The 15,012-nt window shown below is 39.0% G+C and carries 15 protein-coding genes and 2 tRNA genes; 2 read left to right on the forward strand and 15 right to left on the reverse strand.

Annotation, left to right across the window (positions count from 1 at the left end; genetic code table 11):
* Positions 1–39 precede the first annotated feature (39 nt).
* The 5 genes from DV424_RS07315 to DV424_RS07335 all read right to left on the reverse strand — a co-directional run bounded on the left by DV424_RS07315 (position 40) and on the right by DV424_RS07335 (position 3,366).
* A tRNA-Arg gene (locus tag DV424_RS07315) sits at positions 40–116 on the reverse strand.
* Positions 117–135: 19 nt separating this feature from the next.
* A tRNA-Ser gene (locus DV424_RS07320) sits at positions 136–230 on the reverse strand.
* Positions 231–345: 115 nt separating this feature from the next.
* Positions 346–1,290 carry an alpha/beta fold hydrolase gene (locus tag DV424_RS07325; RefSeq protein ID WP_118859574.1) on the reverse strand — a complete coding sequence of 315 codons (945 nt, stop codon included), beginning with the start codon at positions 1,288–1,290 and terminating at the stop codon, positions 346–348.
* Positions 1,291–1,368: 78 nt separating this feature from the next.
* On the reverse strand, positions 1,369–2,484 hold the full coding sequence (gene asd, locus DV424_RS07330) for an aspartate-semialdehyde dehydrogenase (protein WP_118859575.1): 1,116 nt from the start codon (positions 2,482–2,484) through the stop codon (positions 1,369–1,371).
* 165 nt (positions 2,485–2,649) lie between these two features.
* Complete coding sequence (locus DV424_RS07335) at positions 2,650–3,366, reverse strand: MgtC/SapB family protein (RefSeq protein WP_118859576.1); 717 nt, start codon at positions 3,364–3,366, stop codon at positions 2,650–2,652.
* A gap of 151 nt (positions 3,367–3,517) precedes the next feature.
* Here DV424_RS07335 and rimO point away from each other — a divergent pair, with 151 nt between their 5' ends.
* A complete protein-coding gene (gene rimO, locus DV424_RS07340) occupies positions 3,518–4,855 on the forward strand; it encodes a 30S ribosomal protein S12 methylthiotransferase RimO (protein ID WP_118859577.1) in 1,338 nt (445 codons plus the stop codon).
* Positions 4,856–4,917: 62 nt separating this feature from the next.
* Here rimO and DV424_RS07345 read toward each other — a convergent pair whose 3' ends face one another.
* The 7 genes from DV424_RS07345 to waaA all read right to left on the reverse strand — a co-directional run bounded on the left by DV424_RS07345 (position 4,918) and on the right by waaA (position 11,937).
* Positions 4,918–5,496, reverse strand: a complete 579-nt coding sequence (locus DV424_RS07345) for an NAD(P)H-dependent oxidoreductase (protein WP_118859578.1) — start codon at positions 5,494–5,496, stop codon at positions 4,918–4,920.
* A gap of 310 nt (positions 5,497–5,806) precedes the next feature.
* A complete protein-coding gene (locus DV424_RS07350; protein WP_275045365.1) occupies positions 5,807–7,261 on the reverse strand; it encodes an autotransporter outer membrane beta-barrel domain-containing protein in 1,455 nt (484 codons plus the stop codon).
* 302 nt (positions 7,262–7,563) lie between these two features.
* The gene (locus DV424_RS08910) at positions 7,564–7,722 is read right to left on the reverse strand and encodes a hypothetical protein (RefSeq protein WP_192880668.1); all 159 of its coding nucleotides are present in this window, start codon (positions 7,720–7,722) and stop codon (positions 7,564–7,566) included.
* 237 nt (positions 7,723–7,959) lie between these two features.
* Positions 7,960–9,972, reverse strand: coding sequence for a DNA helicase Rep (rep, locus tag DV424_RS07355; protein ID WP_118859580.1), 2,013 nt, complete (start codon positions 9,970–9,972; stop codon positions 7,960–7,962).
* Positions 9,973–9,977: 5 nt separating this feature from the next.
* Positions 9,978–10,190 carry a YceK/YidQ family lipoprotein gene (locus tag DV424_RS07360; RefSeq protein WP_005644190.1) on the reverse strand — a complete coding sequence of 71 codons (213 nt, stop codon included), beginning with the start codon at positions 10,188–10,190 and terminating at the stop codon, positions 9,978–9,980.
* The gene (gene coaD / locus DV424_RS07365) at positions 10,187–10,657 is read right to left on the reverse strand and encodes a pantetheine-phosphate adenylyltransferase (protein WP_005688139.1); all 471 of its coding nucleotides are present in this window, start codon (positions 10,655–10,657) and stop codon (positions 10,187–10,189) included. Before coaD ends, DV424_RS07360 begins: the two co-directional genes overlap by 4 nt.
* Positions 10,654–11,937, reverse strand: coding sequence for a lipid IV(A) 3-deoxy-D-manno-octulosonic acid transferase (waaA, locus tag DV424_RS07370; protein ID WP_042593995.1), 1,284 nt, complete (start codon positions 11,935–11,937; stop codon positions 10,654–10,656). Before waaA ends, coaD begins: the two co-directional genes overlap by 4 nt.
* 62 nt (positions 11,938–11,999) lie before the next feature.
* On the opposite strand from waaA, the gene DV424_RS07375 reads away from it, so the two are divergent.
* Entirely contained in the window at positions 12,000–12,764 is a 765-nt protein-coding gene (locus DV424_RS07375; protein WP_042599376.1) for a glycosyltransferase family 2 protein, read from the forward strand.
* Here the strand turns inward: DV424_RS07375 and DV424_RS07380 are convergent.
* The 3 genes from DV424_RS07380 to aroE form a co-directional block, all read right to left on the reverse strand.
* Entirely contained in the window at positions 12,761–13,324 is a 564-nt protein-coding gene (locus DV424_RS07380; protein ID WP_042599375.1) for a DNA-3-methyladenine glycosylase I, read from the reverse strand. The two genes, DV424_RS07375 and DV424_RS07380, sit on opposite strands and share 4 nt — an antisense overlap.
* 114 nt (positions 13,325–13,438) lie before the next feature.
* Positions 13,439–14,191 (reverse strand): DUF3800 domain-containing protein, encoded by a 753-nt coding sequence (locus DV424_RS07385; protein ID WP_011272149.1) that lies wholly within the window; start codon positions 14,189–14,191, stop codon positions 13,439–13,441.
* A gap of 11 nt (positions 14,192–14,202) precedes the next feature.
* Positions 14,203–15,009 (reverse strand): shikimate dehydrogenase, encoded by an 807-nt coding sequence (aroE, locus tag DV424_RS07390; RefSeq protein WP_118859581.1) that lies wholly within the window; start codon positions 15,007–15,009, stop codon positions 14,203–14,205.
* Between the last annotated feature and the right edge of the window lie 3 nt (positions 15,010–15,012).

Here is a 15,012-nt window from a genome sequence, read left to right on the forward strand (position 1 = left end):
TATTCATGACCATTTTTAGAAGATAGAGCCGTTTTAAAATGGCGCACCCGAGAGGATTCGAACCTCTGACCGCTCGGTTCGTAGCCGAGTACTCTATCCAGCTGAGCTACGGGTGCAGAATAAATAAAACAACAATGGCGGTGAGAGAGGGATTCGAACCCTCGATGGAGCTTTTTAACCCCATACTCCCTTAGCAGGGGAGCGCCTTCAGCCTGCTCGGCCATCTCACCACAATCGGTGTGAGCGGTATAATACGTTTTTTAGAAAATATGTCAAACCATTTTTTGAAAAACACACCTGTTTGAATATTTTATCTACACATTAAATATATTATTGAATAAAAATCTACTCATTATTCAAAAATACTAAAATCTTAGATATTGTTTCCTGTCTCAATTCATCTTGCTCAAATAACACCTCATGTTTAGCATTGAATACAACTTTACATTGAGCATTAGGAAAAAGTGCGGTTAATTTATCGAGGGTATTGTTATCTACTATTTTTTCTTTTTCGGCTTGTAAAATTAGGATTGGAATTTCAATCTTAGGAATAACTTTCGGCAAGCGTTTAATTGCATTTAAACACAAATGTACCCAACAGAACGTTGGTCCGCCAAGATGAATTGCTGGATTCTTACGATTTACACGATTCATCCATTTCATTCTAGTTTTACAGAAACTTAGTTCATTGTATTCCAAGTTGGCTTGTTGGTAAGGCCCTTTACCAAAAACATAACGCTCTCCCTGCCCTAACATATTCATCAGGGCAATAATCAGTTCATCTCTAATAGGGTGTTTTAAAGAAATACCGTAAAAAGGCGAAGAAAGTACTGCTTTATTAATGCGATGCTCACAATTTGCCAAATAATAGGTTGCAATCAATGCGCCCATCGAATGAGCAAGCAAATGCTGCGTGGAATAATTGAAAAGTGTGGTCACTTTTTCGATGATTTTCGCCATGTCATCGACATAGAAACGAAATTCGTCTAAATGCCCTTTTTCAGAATCCTTCAAAAAATGGGTTGAATAGCCTTGACCACGGTGATCAAATAGCAACACATCATAGCCTTGATGATAAAAATCATAAGCTGACTCCGACCATTTCAACATATTTTCAGCACGGCCATTCACTAAAATCATCAATTTTCTATCCGCACTTTTTGCGTGGATTAAATGACGATAAGCGATTTGAACATTATTTTTGCCAGTGAAATATTTCGTTGGAAATTGATTGAAAAAAGGTAACAGTTCGGTAAAGACAAATTGAGTAAAGTTGGATTCTCGATTCATAAGTTTTTAGATGGGATACATCAACGCATACAAAAGAAAGAAAAAGTGCGTGAGATTTTACTTCACGCACTCTGCCAATTATGCTACCAATTGTTTTAAAATACGGCGAACTGGCTCTGCAGCACCCCATAATAATTGGTCACCCACAGTAAAGGCTGCCAAATATTCAGGCCCCATAGCCAATTTACGCAAACGCCCAACAGGCACACTTAATGTACCCGTTACTTTCGCTGGGGTTAATTCACGTAATGTGGTTTCTTTGTCATTTGGAATCACTTTCACCCATTCGTTGTGAGACGATAAAATTTGTTCAATTTCTTCTAATGGTAAGTCTTTTTTCAGTTTGATGGTGAATACTTGGCTATGGCAGCGTAATGCACCGATACGCACACATAAACCATCAACAGGAATTGGATTGTCGCTTAAACCTAAGATTTTATTGGTTTCTGCATAGCCTTTCCATTCTTCTTTAGTTTGTCCCGTTTCTGGAAGAAGTTTGTCAATCCAAGGGATTAAACTACCACCTAATGCTGCACCGAAGTTATCGGTTGGGAAGCGATCAGAACGCATTTCTGCAGTCACTTTACGTTCAATATCTAAAATAGAAGAAGCTGGGTCTTTTAATTCACTCGAAACCGCTTGTTCTAATAAACCCATTTGTGAAAGTAATTCACGCATATTTTTTGCGCCAGCACCTGAAGCCGCTTGGTAAGTTGCCACAGAAATCCATTCCACTAAATCTTTTTCAAATAAACCACCGATAGCCATCAACATTAAGCTCACGGTACAGTTACCGCCCACGAAAGTTTTAATACCTTTTTTCAAGCCTTCTGAAATCACGTGCTGGTTTACTGGATCAAGTACGATAATTGCATCATCTTTCATACGTAATGCAGATGCGGCATCAACCCAATAGCCATCCCAACCTGTTGCTTTTAATTTTGGATAAACTTCATTGGTGTAATCGCCACCTTGGCAAGTCACGATAATGTCTAATTTTTTGAGTTCTTCAATATCGAATGCATTTTTAAGTTCGCCTGCATCTTTGCCACCAAAAACAGGTGCTTTTTGACCTGCTTGTGAAGTTGTAAAAAATACCGGATTAAGATTTGCAAAATCATTTTCCTGCGACATACGATCCATTAATACGGAACCCACCATTCCGCGCCAGCCGATAAAGCCTACATTTTTCATTGTTGTTTCCTTAGTTTGTTGTGTTTGAATAGAATTATTAATTACAAGATAGCGTTAGCAAAATCAAGTATTTTTCATGGAAATTTACATTTTGCGAAAGAAATTAAATAAGAAATAGAAAAGAGCGGTCAATTTAAAATAAAATTTAACTCGACCGCTCTTTTTCTAGTTATCTACTTCGACACTCATCACCCCTTCTTCCGCTTTCAACAATGCATACGCATCTTTCAACATTGTGGAATCAATGGAAAAACAGCGAATTTGCAACCGCACTTCACCACTACTTTGATCTTTCACCTGTATATGTTCAATACGATACTGATTGTTTACTAACAATTGGGTGACTTTTCCAATGCTTTCCGCACCATTGACAAGAATATTGAATTTTGTCCGACGACGTTGTGATTTACGATGCACCCAACGTTGAACCAACGGACTTAATCGAATAGACACCAAAATCATCACAGTGGCGATGACCGCATCGAATACGAAACCTGCCCCAGCAGCAATACCGATCCCCGCAGAAGCCCAAATAATCGCTGCAGTGGTTAAACCTGAAATCGCATCATTTTTCTTATGTAAAATCACACCTGCACCTAAAAAACCGATGCCGCTAATCACTTGAGCCGCAAGACGCATTGGATCTGTGCGAATATTGTCTGAAACTTGCGCATAATGCTCTGCGGCTTGAATCGAAACAATGGTTAGCACACAAGTGGTGACAGCAATAATAGCGCAAGTTTTCACGCCCACAGGTTTGCGCTTAAGCTCACGCTCTAAGCCGATAACGCTACCAAGCACCATCGCTAATAGCATTTTGCTAAAAATAATTAAGTGATAAGGATCGAAAAGTGCGGTTAAAGGTAAAGATGAATTTTCCATAATGATAAAAATGAGTCCGACATAATCGTCTATTCTACATCACTTAGCTTAAAATCTTTACCCTTCCAAGCCTTTAATTTATCGCCTTTCTTGCGAAAATTGAGTAAAATCTTGCGTTTGAAATTTTATAGAGCGAAAAACGGTTATTTTTATGCAAAATTCAACCCCAAGCATTGGCTTTGTAAGCCTTGGTTGCCCAAAAAACTTAGTAGATTCTGAACGAATCTTAACGGAACTACGCACCGATGGTTACAACATTGTGCCAAGCTATGAAAATGTTGATTTAGTGATTGTGAACACTTGTGGCTTTATTGATAGTGCCGTGCAGGAATCACTGGAAGCGATTGGTGAAGCATTGGAAGAAAATGGACGCGTCATTGTAACTGGCTGTTTGGGGGCAAAAGAAGACCAAATTCGTGAAGTGCATCCTAAAGTTTTGGAAGTCAGCGGCCCACATAGTTATGAAACAGTGATGGCTCAAGTTCACAAATACGTGCCAAAACCGACACATAACCCTTACACCAGCTTAGTACCAAAACAAGGCGTAAAACTGACACCAAAACATTATGCCTATTTGAAAATCTCTGAAGGTTGTGATCACCGTTGTACGTTCTGCATTATTCCATCTATGCGTGGTGATTTGGAAAGCCGTTCTATTACGCAAGTTTTAGACGAAGCAAAACGTTTAGCTGAAGCAGGCGTAAAAGAATTGCTTGTGGTATCACAAGACACTTCCGCTTATTCCATGGACTTAAAACGCCAAGAGGGCGGTGTAAAAACAGCTTTCTGGAATGGCATGCCAATTAAAAATGATTTAATGACCCTTTGTAAACAGCTTGGCAAACTTGGCATTTGGGTTCGCTTACATTATGTGTATCCCTATCCGCATGTAGATGATTTAATTCCATTAATGGCTGACGGCACACTCTTACCGTATTTAGACATTCCATTACAACACGCCAGCCCGAAAATCTTAAAAGCAATGAAAAGACCGGGCAGTATTGACCGCACTTTAGAACGCATTAAACAATGGCGTGAAATTTGCCCAGATTTAACATTGCGCTCCACCTTTATTGTCGGTTTCCCAGGCGAAACAGAAGAAGATTTCCAATTATTGCTCGATTTCTTAAAAGAAGCCCAACTTGATCGCGTAGGCTGTTTCAAATTCAGCCCCGTTGAAGGCGCACCTGCAACAGAGATGGCTGACCAAGTACCAGAAGATGTGAAAGAAGAACGTTTCCATCGTTTCATGCAATTACAACAAGAAATTTCTGCAAATCGTTTGAAACAAAAAATCGGCAAAACTCTTGATGTATTAGTGGATAAAATTGACGAAGAAGGCATTATTGGTCGCTCAAAAGCCGATGCTCCCGAAGTTGACGGGTTAGTTTATGTAGATAATTTAAGCGGAATCAATGTAAAAGTCGGTGATGTGATTAAAGTAACCATCACAAATTCTGATGAATATGATTTGTGGGGAAGTTGTTAAATAACAACAATCTCAAGGAAATAAACAAAAAATCCATCTTCGTATTGAAGATGGATTTTTTATTAGCCGAACACTTTTTCCAAGTGTGTCTGGTAGTCTGCTAAGTATTGTTCTACTTGTGGATTTTTAATCACATCGTTACATAAGAATGTCGGCAGACGGGTCAAGCCGATGAACTCATTGAGTTTGTGGAAGTGCATATACAACGCATCCACGCCTTTGCCTTCGAAGAAGTCGCCTTCACGAGTGAAGGCTTCAATCGGTGCATTCCAAGTCAGTGAAAGCATGTGTTTTTTGCCTTGCAATAAACCACCTGTGCCATAACCTTCAGTCGGGCTGACGCTGTGTCTGCCATCACTGTGATATAACTTGCCGTGTCCGCTGGTTAATACTTCGTCTATGTATTTTTTTACTGTCCAAGGCTCGTGCATCCACCAGCTCGGCATTTGCCAAATCACAGCATCCATCCACAAAAATTTTTCGATTTCTGCCTCAACATCATAGCCGGCATCAATCACAGTTTCTTTTACATTGTATCCAAGTGCGGTCAAAACTTCTTTCGCTTTTTTGTGAAGTGTGTGGTTCAATTCGCCGTTAGAATGACCAAACGCCTTACCGCAGTCTAATAATAAAATATTCATCTTTTTGCTCCTAAAACAAATAATTATAAAAAATGGGGTTGCCATTATGCCTTTTTACGTTAATTTTTAAAAGTATATTTGCCTGCCACATTATTTCCAGACTATAAGGAAGATTACAGACCGTAGAGTGGGCGTAAGCCCACGAAAAAAGAATATTATTAATAATACGCGTGGGCTTACGCCCACCCTACATTAGCTGGAATTGAAAGTGCGGTTAAAAATTGGTGGAAATCAAACGAAAAATGACCGCACTTTTAAAATAAAAAATCGGCAGAAAATTTTCCTGCCGATTTTATTGTTACTACTAAACTTAAAACGTCCACTGTAAATTCAACGCACCTTGTTTAGCGTGGTGATGTTTGCCTGTTTGGCGATTGAATGTGGCTTGTAAAGTTAAGTGAGATTTAATTTTCAATGCTACACCTAATTGACTTTCAATTGCCGTTTTATTGTTTATCACTCGACGTTCATTGTCTATTTCCACACCGAAAGGCTTTTGTTGGTAAATTGAATTGACGGCAACAAATGCTTGGAAGATGACACCATTAGTAAAAGTAAATTGCGCTTTAGCTTGAACGCCCACTCGGCTTTGTAATTGGCGAGAGCCAAGTAGATTCACTTGGGAATTTTCGCTATCGCTGAATTTTCCGTTTACCCCCAAATAAGTCAATTGTGCCTGTGGTTGTAGGTAAAAACGAATTTGAGTGCCTTTTCTAGTTACGTGTTTTGCTAATAACGCGTTGTAACCCGCTTCAATTGAGGCGGTGATACCTTTTGAAGTAAAGCGTTCTGTGCCATCTTCAGTGTTAATGCGGTGGCGGAAACGTTGATATTGTACCCAGCTATCAATATACGCACCTGTCTGTTTGTCCTGAAGTTGATGCCAAGTGGCATAAACGCCTGCGCCCAAGCCTTTCATACTTCCTGTTGTAAGATTGTCTGTATCTGGATTACGGAAAGTACTACGCTGTTCTGCCTGTCCGCCCATTAAGCCAAAGGAAAGTTGGTAGTCTTGATGCTGTAAGGATAAAACATCGCCACCAAGTTGTATGCCTTTACGATTTCCTTCTACTGGTGCGGTCTTGCCTTGAACATCTTGACTTAAGTGACCACTAATTAAACGCAACCACAAGCCTTTGCGTGGCAAAGTGCGGTCAAAAATATCGCTGTTTTTGTCGTTCAAACGCAAGGCGAATAAGGTATTGGCGGCTTGAGCCTGTTGTGCATAAATCGCAATATCATCGCGTTCTTGCACTTTGGTAAAAAAGCCCTCTGGGCGTTGTTGTAAAGAGAGCGTATAAATTCCCTTTTGGTGTTTGCCAGAAAGTCTAAATGCATTTTTATCTGCGTTGCCATTTACTTTAACAATTTGATGCCCATCTAGGCTTTTTAAATCGTCTATTGGATTTTCGAAGATGATGTCGGAGGTGCCAGTAACATTTTTCTCAAAAATTAATGCAGTATTTGTCGCTTCTTTAGGATCGTAAGCAAAACGAAAACGTGCCCCACCAGAGTAGTTCTCATGCACAACTAATTCCTCTTTCTTTGTATTGAAGCGAATATCGGCATTATGCGTTTCCAAGGTGTACACATCTGAATCCAAACGAGGCTCCCAAACAGAATCGGAAATTTTCATCTTATTTAAATACAGCACAGCTCCACGTGCATGACTATTATTATTAATATCTAAAGTCATGTATTCATAATGAGTGCTAGGTTGTGCATAGGCATCAGGGAATCTAATTCGATAATTATTTATTGCCAAAATTTTTGAATCAATATTTGAATTAGAAACCTCTGCGTTGAGTACCCTACGATCGTATATTACTGAACTGTCAAAGGATGGTGCACTTGCAAAAACTATATAGTAAGTACTAGCAGTAAAGTAGTTATTTTCATTAAAAGGAAGTAATTTTTGATGGATATTTTTATATGATATTGTCGGTGTTAGTATATGTATACACCCCGTTATCCTCCCTTCCCATATAATACAACCATTTGATGGTTGATTGTAATTATGAGGATCATGAAGTCGTTCGGCAAATGATAAAGAAGAAAATAAAAAGATTATACTAATGAAAAAGAAATAGCTAAACTTCTGCTTGCTTGCTTGCTTGCTTGCTTGCTTGCTTGCTTGCTTGCTTGCTTGCTTGCTTGCTTGCTTGCTTGCTTGCTTGCTTGCTTGCTTGCTTGCTTGCTTGCTTGCTTGCTTGCTTCGAGTTTCATAATAAATTTTCCTTTGTCAAGTAAAAATAAATAGGGGCGTGAATTCTAGTATAAAACTGAACAAAAAAATACCATTTGGTTCAAATTTTCTCTATTTATTTCTTATTTATTGAAAGTAAACGTTTGCTTGGCTAGTTCTTAGTGATAAATCCAGATAACGTATCTCAAAGTAATAAAAAATCAATTGAGATAAAATTGTAATTACATCTTTTAATCTATATTTAAAAAGTCATTTTATTAACTTTTCAAAATCGCCCTCAATCTATCAAGTTGGTTTTGTGTTTTTTCTTGTTTTTGCTCGGTGGTTAGTTTTGGTTTATCGCGTTCCCACAGTACATCATCATTGGGTAATTCAGCTAAAAATCGGCTCGGTTCTGGGCGAACTAATTCACCATATTGATGGCGCTCACGGCATAAAGAAAAAGTGAGTTCTTTTTGCGCTCTTGTGATACCCACATAAGCCAAGCGACGTTCTTCTTCCACGTTGTCTTCATCAATACTGGTTTGGTGGGGCAAAATGCCCTCTTCCATACCAATCAAATAAACATAAGGAAATTCCAATCCTTTAGATGCGTGTAATGTCATCAGTTGAACTTGATCGCTGTCGTCATCGTCTTCGCCTCGCTCCAACATATCACGTAATGTCAGGCGGGTTACTACTTGATTAAGGTTCATTGGCTCATTGGTTTCATCGCCTTTTAACATATCTGCAACCCAGTCAAATAGCGTAGCGACATTCTTACTTTGCATTTCTGCCGCTTTAGGGCTTATTGCGTATTCGTACAAATATTCTTCATAATGAATCACAGATAACATTGAACGTACCGCACGTTCTGGTTCAGAACGTTGAATTTCATCATTAAGTTCTACAATCCAACGGCCAAATTTTTGCAATGAATCATAGGCTTTTGGCGTGATGCGTTGAATAAGTTCAAACTCAAAAATAGCATCAAATAAACTGATGTGTTTTTCTTGAGCCAACTCGCCAAGTTTTTGTAAGGTTGCGGTGCCAATTTCACGTTTCGGGGTATTCACAATACGTAAAAATGCGGCGTCATCATCTTGATTCACCACCAAGCGTAAATACGCCATCATATCTTTGATTTCTGCACGGGAGAAAAAAGAAGTACCGCCCGAAATTTTGTAAGGAATACGGTTTTGCATCAGTACTTTTTCGAGTAATCGGGATTGATGATTGCCTCGATACAAAATCGCATAATCTTTATATTTGGTTTTACGGCTAAAACGATGGGCGATCAACTCAGCGACAATCCGTTCTGCTTCGTGTTCTTCATTTTTTGCTTCGATAACAAGCAATTTTTCCCCTTCGCCAATGGTTGAAAAGAGTTTCTTATCAAACACGTGGTCATTGTTATCAATCAAAATATTGGCACAATGCAAAATACGTTGGGTTGAACGATAATTTTGCTCTAGCTTAATCACGTTCAAACGAGGGAAATCATCGCGTAAACGCACCATATTTTCTGGTCGTGCGCCACGCCACGAATAAATAGATTGGTCATCATCGCCCACCACAGTAAAACAAGCACGATCCCCCACTAAAAGTTTAATCAGTTCATATTGGCTGGTGTTGGTATCTTGATATTCATCCACCAACAAATAACGAATTTTTGCCTGCCATTTTGCCCGCACTTCTTCATTTTGCTTGAACAACAATGTCGGCAACATAATTAAATCATCAAAATCAAGAGCATTGTAAGCTCGAATTTGTGTGGCGTAACGCTCATAACATTTTGCAAAAGTTTGATATTTTGCATCACGCGCCAACGCAAATGCCTGTTTTGGCGAAATCAAATCATTCTTCCAGTTAGAAATCACTGAAATTAACTCTCGCAATAAATCCTTATCTTCTTTTAACACATCAGCGGTTAGCTCTTTTAACAATGCAAATTGATCGTGTTCATCAAACAAAGTCATATTTGATTTAAAGCCCAACGCTTTATATTCACGCTTAATAATGTCAAAACCGAGCGTATGAAAAGTGGAAACGAGCAAGCCTTTAGATTGCTCTTTGCCAATGGAATGTGCCACACGCTCTTTCATCTCGCGTGCGGCTTTGTTAGTGAAAGTAACAGCAGCAATTTGTTTCGGAGAATAACCGCACTTTTCAATTAAATGGGCAATTTTATTAATGATTACGCGAGTTTTGCCAGAGCCTGCGCCAGCAAGCACAAGACAAGAGCCTGTTACATATTCAACGGCTTGTTGTTGTTGAGGATTAAGTTTCATAAGAATTATTGAGCCCACGCATAGGGCAGTAATACGGTGTCTAATAAAAATGAGAGGGGCAAATCTAAGATTGGCAATCCCCATTGTTGAGCCATTTCAAGATCATAAGCAGCCCCTGCATAGGCGGTATATTTTTCTGTTGGATCGATAAGTTTGACCACGGAACCACAACCAGATAAAGCGATAAGTGCGGTTAAAAAAATAAAGGTTTTTATCATCGTGCTTTTAACGCATTGAACACAGACACAGGAACTAGCTCAGCGACATCTCCGCCATGCAAATAAATTTCACGCACAATGGTGGAAGAAACAAACACCCATTTTTCTGCTGGTGGGAAAAACAAGCTCTCTACGCCTTTTGTGAGTAAACGATTAAGAGCAGCCAATTGAAGTTCATATTCAAAATCTATTGTCGTGCGTACGCCACGAATAATAGCGGAAATATTGTGCTGCTTAATCACATTGGCTAACAAATCAGAAAAGCCAAACACCTCAACATTGGATAAATGCGCAACAGATTGACGAACAAGTTCTACGCGTTCCTCCAAAGAAAATAGCGTTTTTTTGCTTGGACTATTTGCCACCGCCACTAAAACACGAGGAAAAATCACCGCACTTCTTTCAATAATGTCTAAATGACCGTTCGTAATCGGATCAAAAGTACCAGGATAAATCACGCTCGTCATACATTGCGCTCCAAATAAGGTTTTAATAAATCTAACAAACGCTGTAATGCCCCTCGGTTTTCCATCAGCACTTCATAGCCAGCATTGCCTAAACGTTCGCGGGCTTCTTTTGAGTTTAATAAGGCTTCTACGGCGCGTTCTAAGGAATCTGCGGTTGAATTAACTTCCAACACACCTTGCACTTCCACCAACATTCTAAATATCTCGGGAAAATTAAAAGTATGCTTGCCAGTAATTACAGGCATTTTAAACGCAAGAGGTTCCAGTGGATTATGCCCCCCGTGTTTCACAAGGCTTCCACCCACAAAAGCAATATCGGAAATGCCATACATCAACATCAGTTCGCCCATACTATCGCCCAAAATCACTTGGGTATTTTCATTTGGTAATTCATTTGTGGAACGACGAATAAATTGAAATTTTTCCTTTTTAAGTAAATCAGCCACCACATTAAAACGCTCTGGATGGCGCGGAACGAGCAATAACAATAAATTTGGGTATTTTGCTAACAAAGCGCGGTGAGATTTTAAAATGATTTCATCTTCTCCATTATGCGTGCTGGCAGCAATCCATATTGGGCGATCTTGTTTCCAAAGCGTTCGCAATGAATCAATTTTACGTAATAGTTCATCATTCGTATTGAGATCATATTTAATATTGCCCGTGATATTCAATTTTTCCTTTGGATAGCCCAAAGTGGCATAGCGTTTTCCACTAATGTTATCCTGCGCTGCAATCAAGCTAATTTGCGACCACATTGTTTGTAAGTGCGCTTTTATTTTTCCGTAACGATGTGCAGAACGTGCGGATAAACGAGCATTAGCGATGACAAATGGGATATTGCGTAAAAATAATTGATGAATAAGATTAGGCCAAAGTTCTGTTTCCATCACGATACATAATTTAGGTTGTACAAAATTAATAAAACGATGGATCGAAAAAGGCAAATCAAAGGGTAAATAATAATGAAAAACACTGTCTCCAAAAGTGGCTTTGACGCGTTCTGAACCTGTGGGAGTAAAAGTCGTAAAAGTAATGGATAAATGCGGATAATCTTGTTGCAATTGGCGAACTAGCGGTGTCGCAGCAATCACTTCTCCAACGGAGGCTGCGTGGATAAAGATCCCTTGTGGTGGTGGGCAAGACGCATTACCATAAAAACCATAACGTTCAGTCAAACGCTGACGATAACGTGGAGATTTAACACTGAGCAAGCCAATAAAACACAATATCAACGGCTGGCAAATTAAAAGCAAGCTGGTATAAAAAAAACGCCACATAAATGAAATTCGGTTATACTTGAAAAAATTTCGGCTAGTATAGCAAAAAAAGGATTGAAAATATGCCTACAATTAGCGTTGCAATGATTGTAAAAAATGAAGCACAAGATCTAGCGAATTGCTTAGATACCGTAAAAGATTGGGTGGATGAAATTATTATTCTAGATTCTGGCAGCACAGATAACACTAAAGAAATTGCGCTCAGTTATGGGGCGAAATTCTATGAAAATAGAGACTGGCAAGGGTTTGGAAAACAACGCCAATTAGCCCAACAATATGTAACCAGTGATTATGTACTTTGGTTAGATGCAGACGAACGCGTTACCCCCAAGCTGAAACAGGCTATCTTAAGTGCGGTTAAAAATGATCGAGAAAATACCGTTTATGAAATTCCACGAGTCAGTGAAGTCTTTGGACGTGAAATTCGTCATTCAGGCTGGTATCCTGATTATGTGGTTCGTCTCTATCGCACAAACTATGCGCAATATAACGACTCACTTGTACATGAAAAAGTGGAATTTCCAGCTGGCACAAAAGTAGAAAAATTAACAGGGGATTTAGAGCATTTCACTTATAAAAGCATCCATCATTATCTAGTGAAATCCGCAGGTTATGCCAAAGCATGGGCAGACCAACGCCAAGCTAAAGGAAAAAAAGCGACACTTTGGCAAGGAATTACCCACGCGATCGGTTGTTTTATGAAGATGTATTTGTTAAAAGCGGGTTTTTTAGATGGCAAACAAGGATTTTTATTAGCAGTGTTATCGGCGCATTCAACCTTTGTAAAATACGCCGATTTATGGGAGCGAGATCAACATAAACACTAGCGAGTTTTGCAAGGACAATCATTTAAATGATCGTCCACCAATCCCATAGACTGCATAAACGCGTAGCACGTGGTTTCGCCAACAAAGACGAAACCACGTTTTTTTAAGGCTTTAGAAAGAGCTTTCGATGCTTCTGTTTTAGCTGGTACAGATCGCAAATCAGGCACATCATTGACAATCGGTTTATGATTTACAAATGACCAAATAAAATCACTGAAATTTTCACCGCACTTTTCCATCTCTAAATAAGCTTTCGCATTTTTGACAATGGCTTCTAACTTGGCTCGATGGCGAATTAATCCTGTATTTTGCATGCAAGCATCAATATCAAGTGCGGTCATTTTTGCGATTTTTTTCGGATCAAATTGATGAAAGGCTGCACGGTAAGATTCACGTTTTTTCAAAACCGTAATCCACGAAAGCCCCGCTTGCTGCCCTTCCAAACAAATTTTTTCAAATAGCTTTTGGCTGTCGAATTCAGGCTTTCCCCATTCCTTGTCATGATAATCAATATAAATAGGTTGTTCGCCAACCCAAGGGCATCTGGTTATTTGTTGCATATTAAAACTTGACAAAATAAAACATTTTGATATATTCCGAGCCAAGTGGATCGAGGGTGCTTGGTCGGCGTTATAGCTTCAGTGAGTTTCATTGAGGCTTTTCGCTTTTTAGGGCTAAGGGAAATGTTTCAGTCCTTTTTGATCAAAATTTTCCCCCAGTATTTTTCTTCCACCTTCACAATAAAATTTCTTTTTAAGGATCTCAAAGGCTCGATTTGGTTGATTACTATCTAAAATATGTCTCCCGATAGGTCTTGCCACTAAATCCGCAACTTGCAACCCCACAGAATTAATTTGTTTTGGCACAATCTTTACTTGAAAAGGCAAGGACTTTTTAAATTTATTTTGTCCATCACAAATACGTAAAAATTCCAGCTCTAACTCTCTATCCTCATTACGTCCACGGCTTTCCACGGCAACAAAAGTGATTTTATCTTCTTGATGCTTTTCACAAACAAATTCGTATAGGGTTTCTAAACAATGTTTGAGTGAAAAATGATAAGGGTGTGTTGTTTCATTTTGTGGCGTTTTTCGCTTATCAATCACACAGGCAGCAAGAATAAAATTAGTATTTTCAATAATAGATGAAATACGTTCCATAAAACCTTCACGCTGTTCACGAGAAGTGAAAATATTAAAATCGCCTTTTTCTTTGCGGATTTCATGCTCATGCAATATCACCATATCATGACCAAAATAATCAAATTTTATCTTCTGTATCTGTGGAACAATATTATTTCGATAATGGTCTTTATAAAAAATACAGAATGCAAGTACAAACACAGGATAGTTTTTATCAATTGACTGTAAACTGTGATCTCCACTTTCATCGACATACACCATAAAATCGCTGTATTTATTTTCCATTGCCAATTACCTTATTTTAATTGCTCATAAACCGCGACAAAATCTGGCATTACGCCTCGCCATAAATGGAAAGAATGTGCTGCTTGCGCGACTAACATTCCAAAGCCATCGCTAACATTGGTTAAACCTAAACTTTTGCATAATGCGATAAATGGCGTGTCTGTGCCTTTCGCATATTGCATATCGTAAAAAGCTAAGCCTAATTTTAAAATTTCAACATCAACTGGAGCAGTTCCACCACTTAATCCAGCGGAAGTTGCATTAATCACTACATCATAGGTTTGTAGTGGAATCGAATCCATAGAGACAGCTTGAATATTGCCGTAAGGCTGAAATCTTTCAGCTAATTCTTTGGTTTTCGAAAAAGTGCGGTTAGCAAGCACAATGTTTTGTTGAGCTTGTAAAAGTGGCAATAATACGCCTTTTGTTGCTCCGCCTGCCCCCAAGATTAATACGTGTTGATTTGGACGAAGCCAATTTAAACGCTCCAAATCCGTCACTAAACCAATCCCATCGGTGTTATCCGCATAAAGTTTTCCATCATCGAGTTTTTTTAGCGTATTACAGGCTTCCGCCAGTTTTGCTCGTTGGCTATATTCGTCTGCCAGCTGATAAGCGCGTTCTTTAAAAGGCGAAGTAATATTGCAACCTTTCGCACCCTCCTCAAAAAATGCCAAAAGCTGTTGTTCAAAAGCATCAAGATCGCCTAATTTTGCAATGTATTCCATGGTTTGATGGGTTTGCGCTGCTAACTTACTTTGAATCAATGGCGATTTACTTTGCACAATCGGGTTGCCCCACACGGCATAAAGATCCATAAA

The sequence above is a fragment of the Haemophilus haemolyticus genome (assembly GCF_003493605.1).
Lineage (GTDB): Bacteria > Pseudomonadota > Gammaproteobacteria > Enterobacterales > Pasteurellaceae > Haemophilus > Haemophilus haemolyticus_J.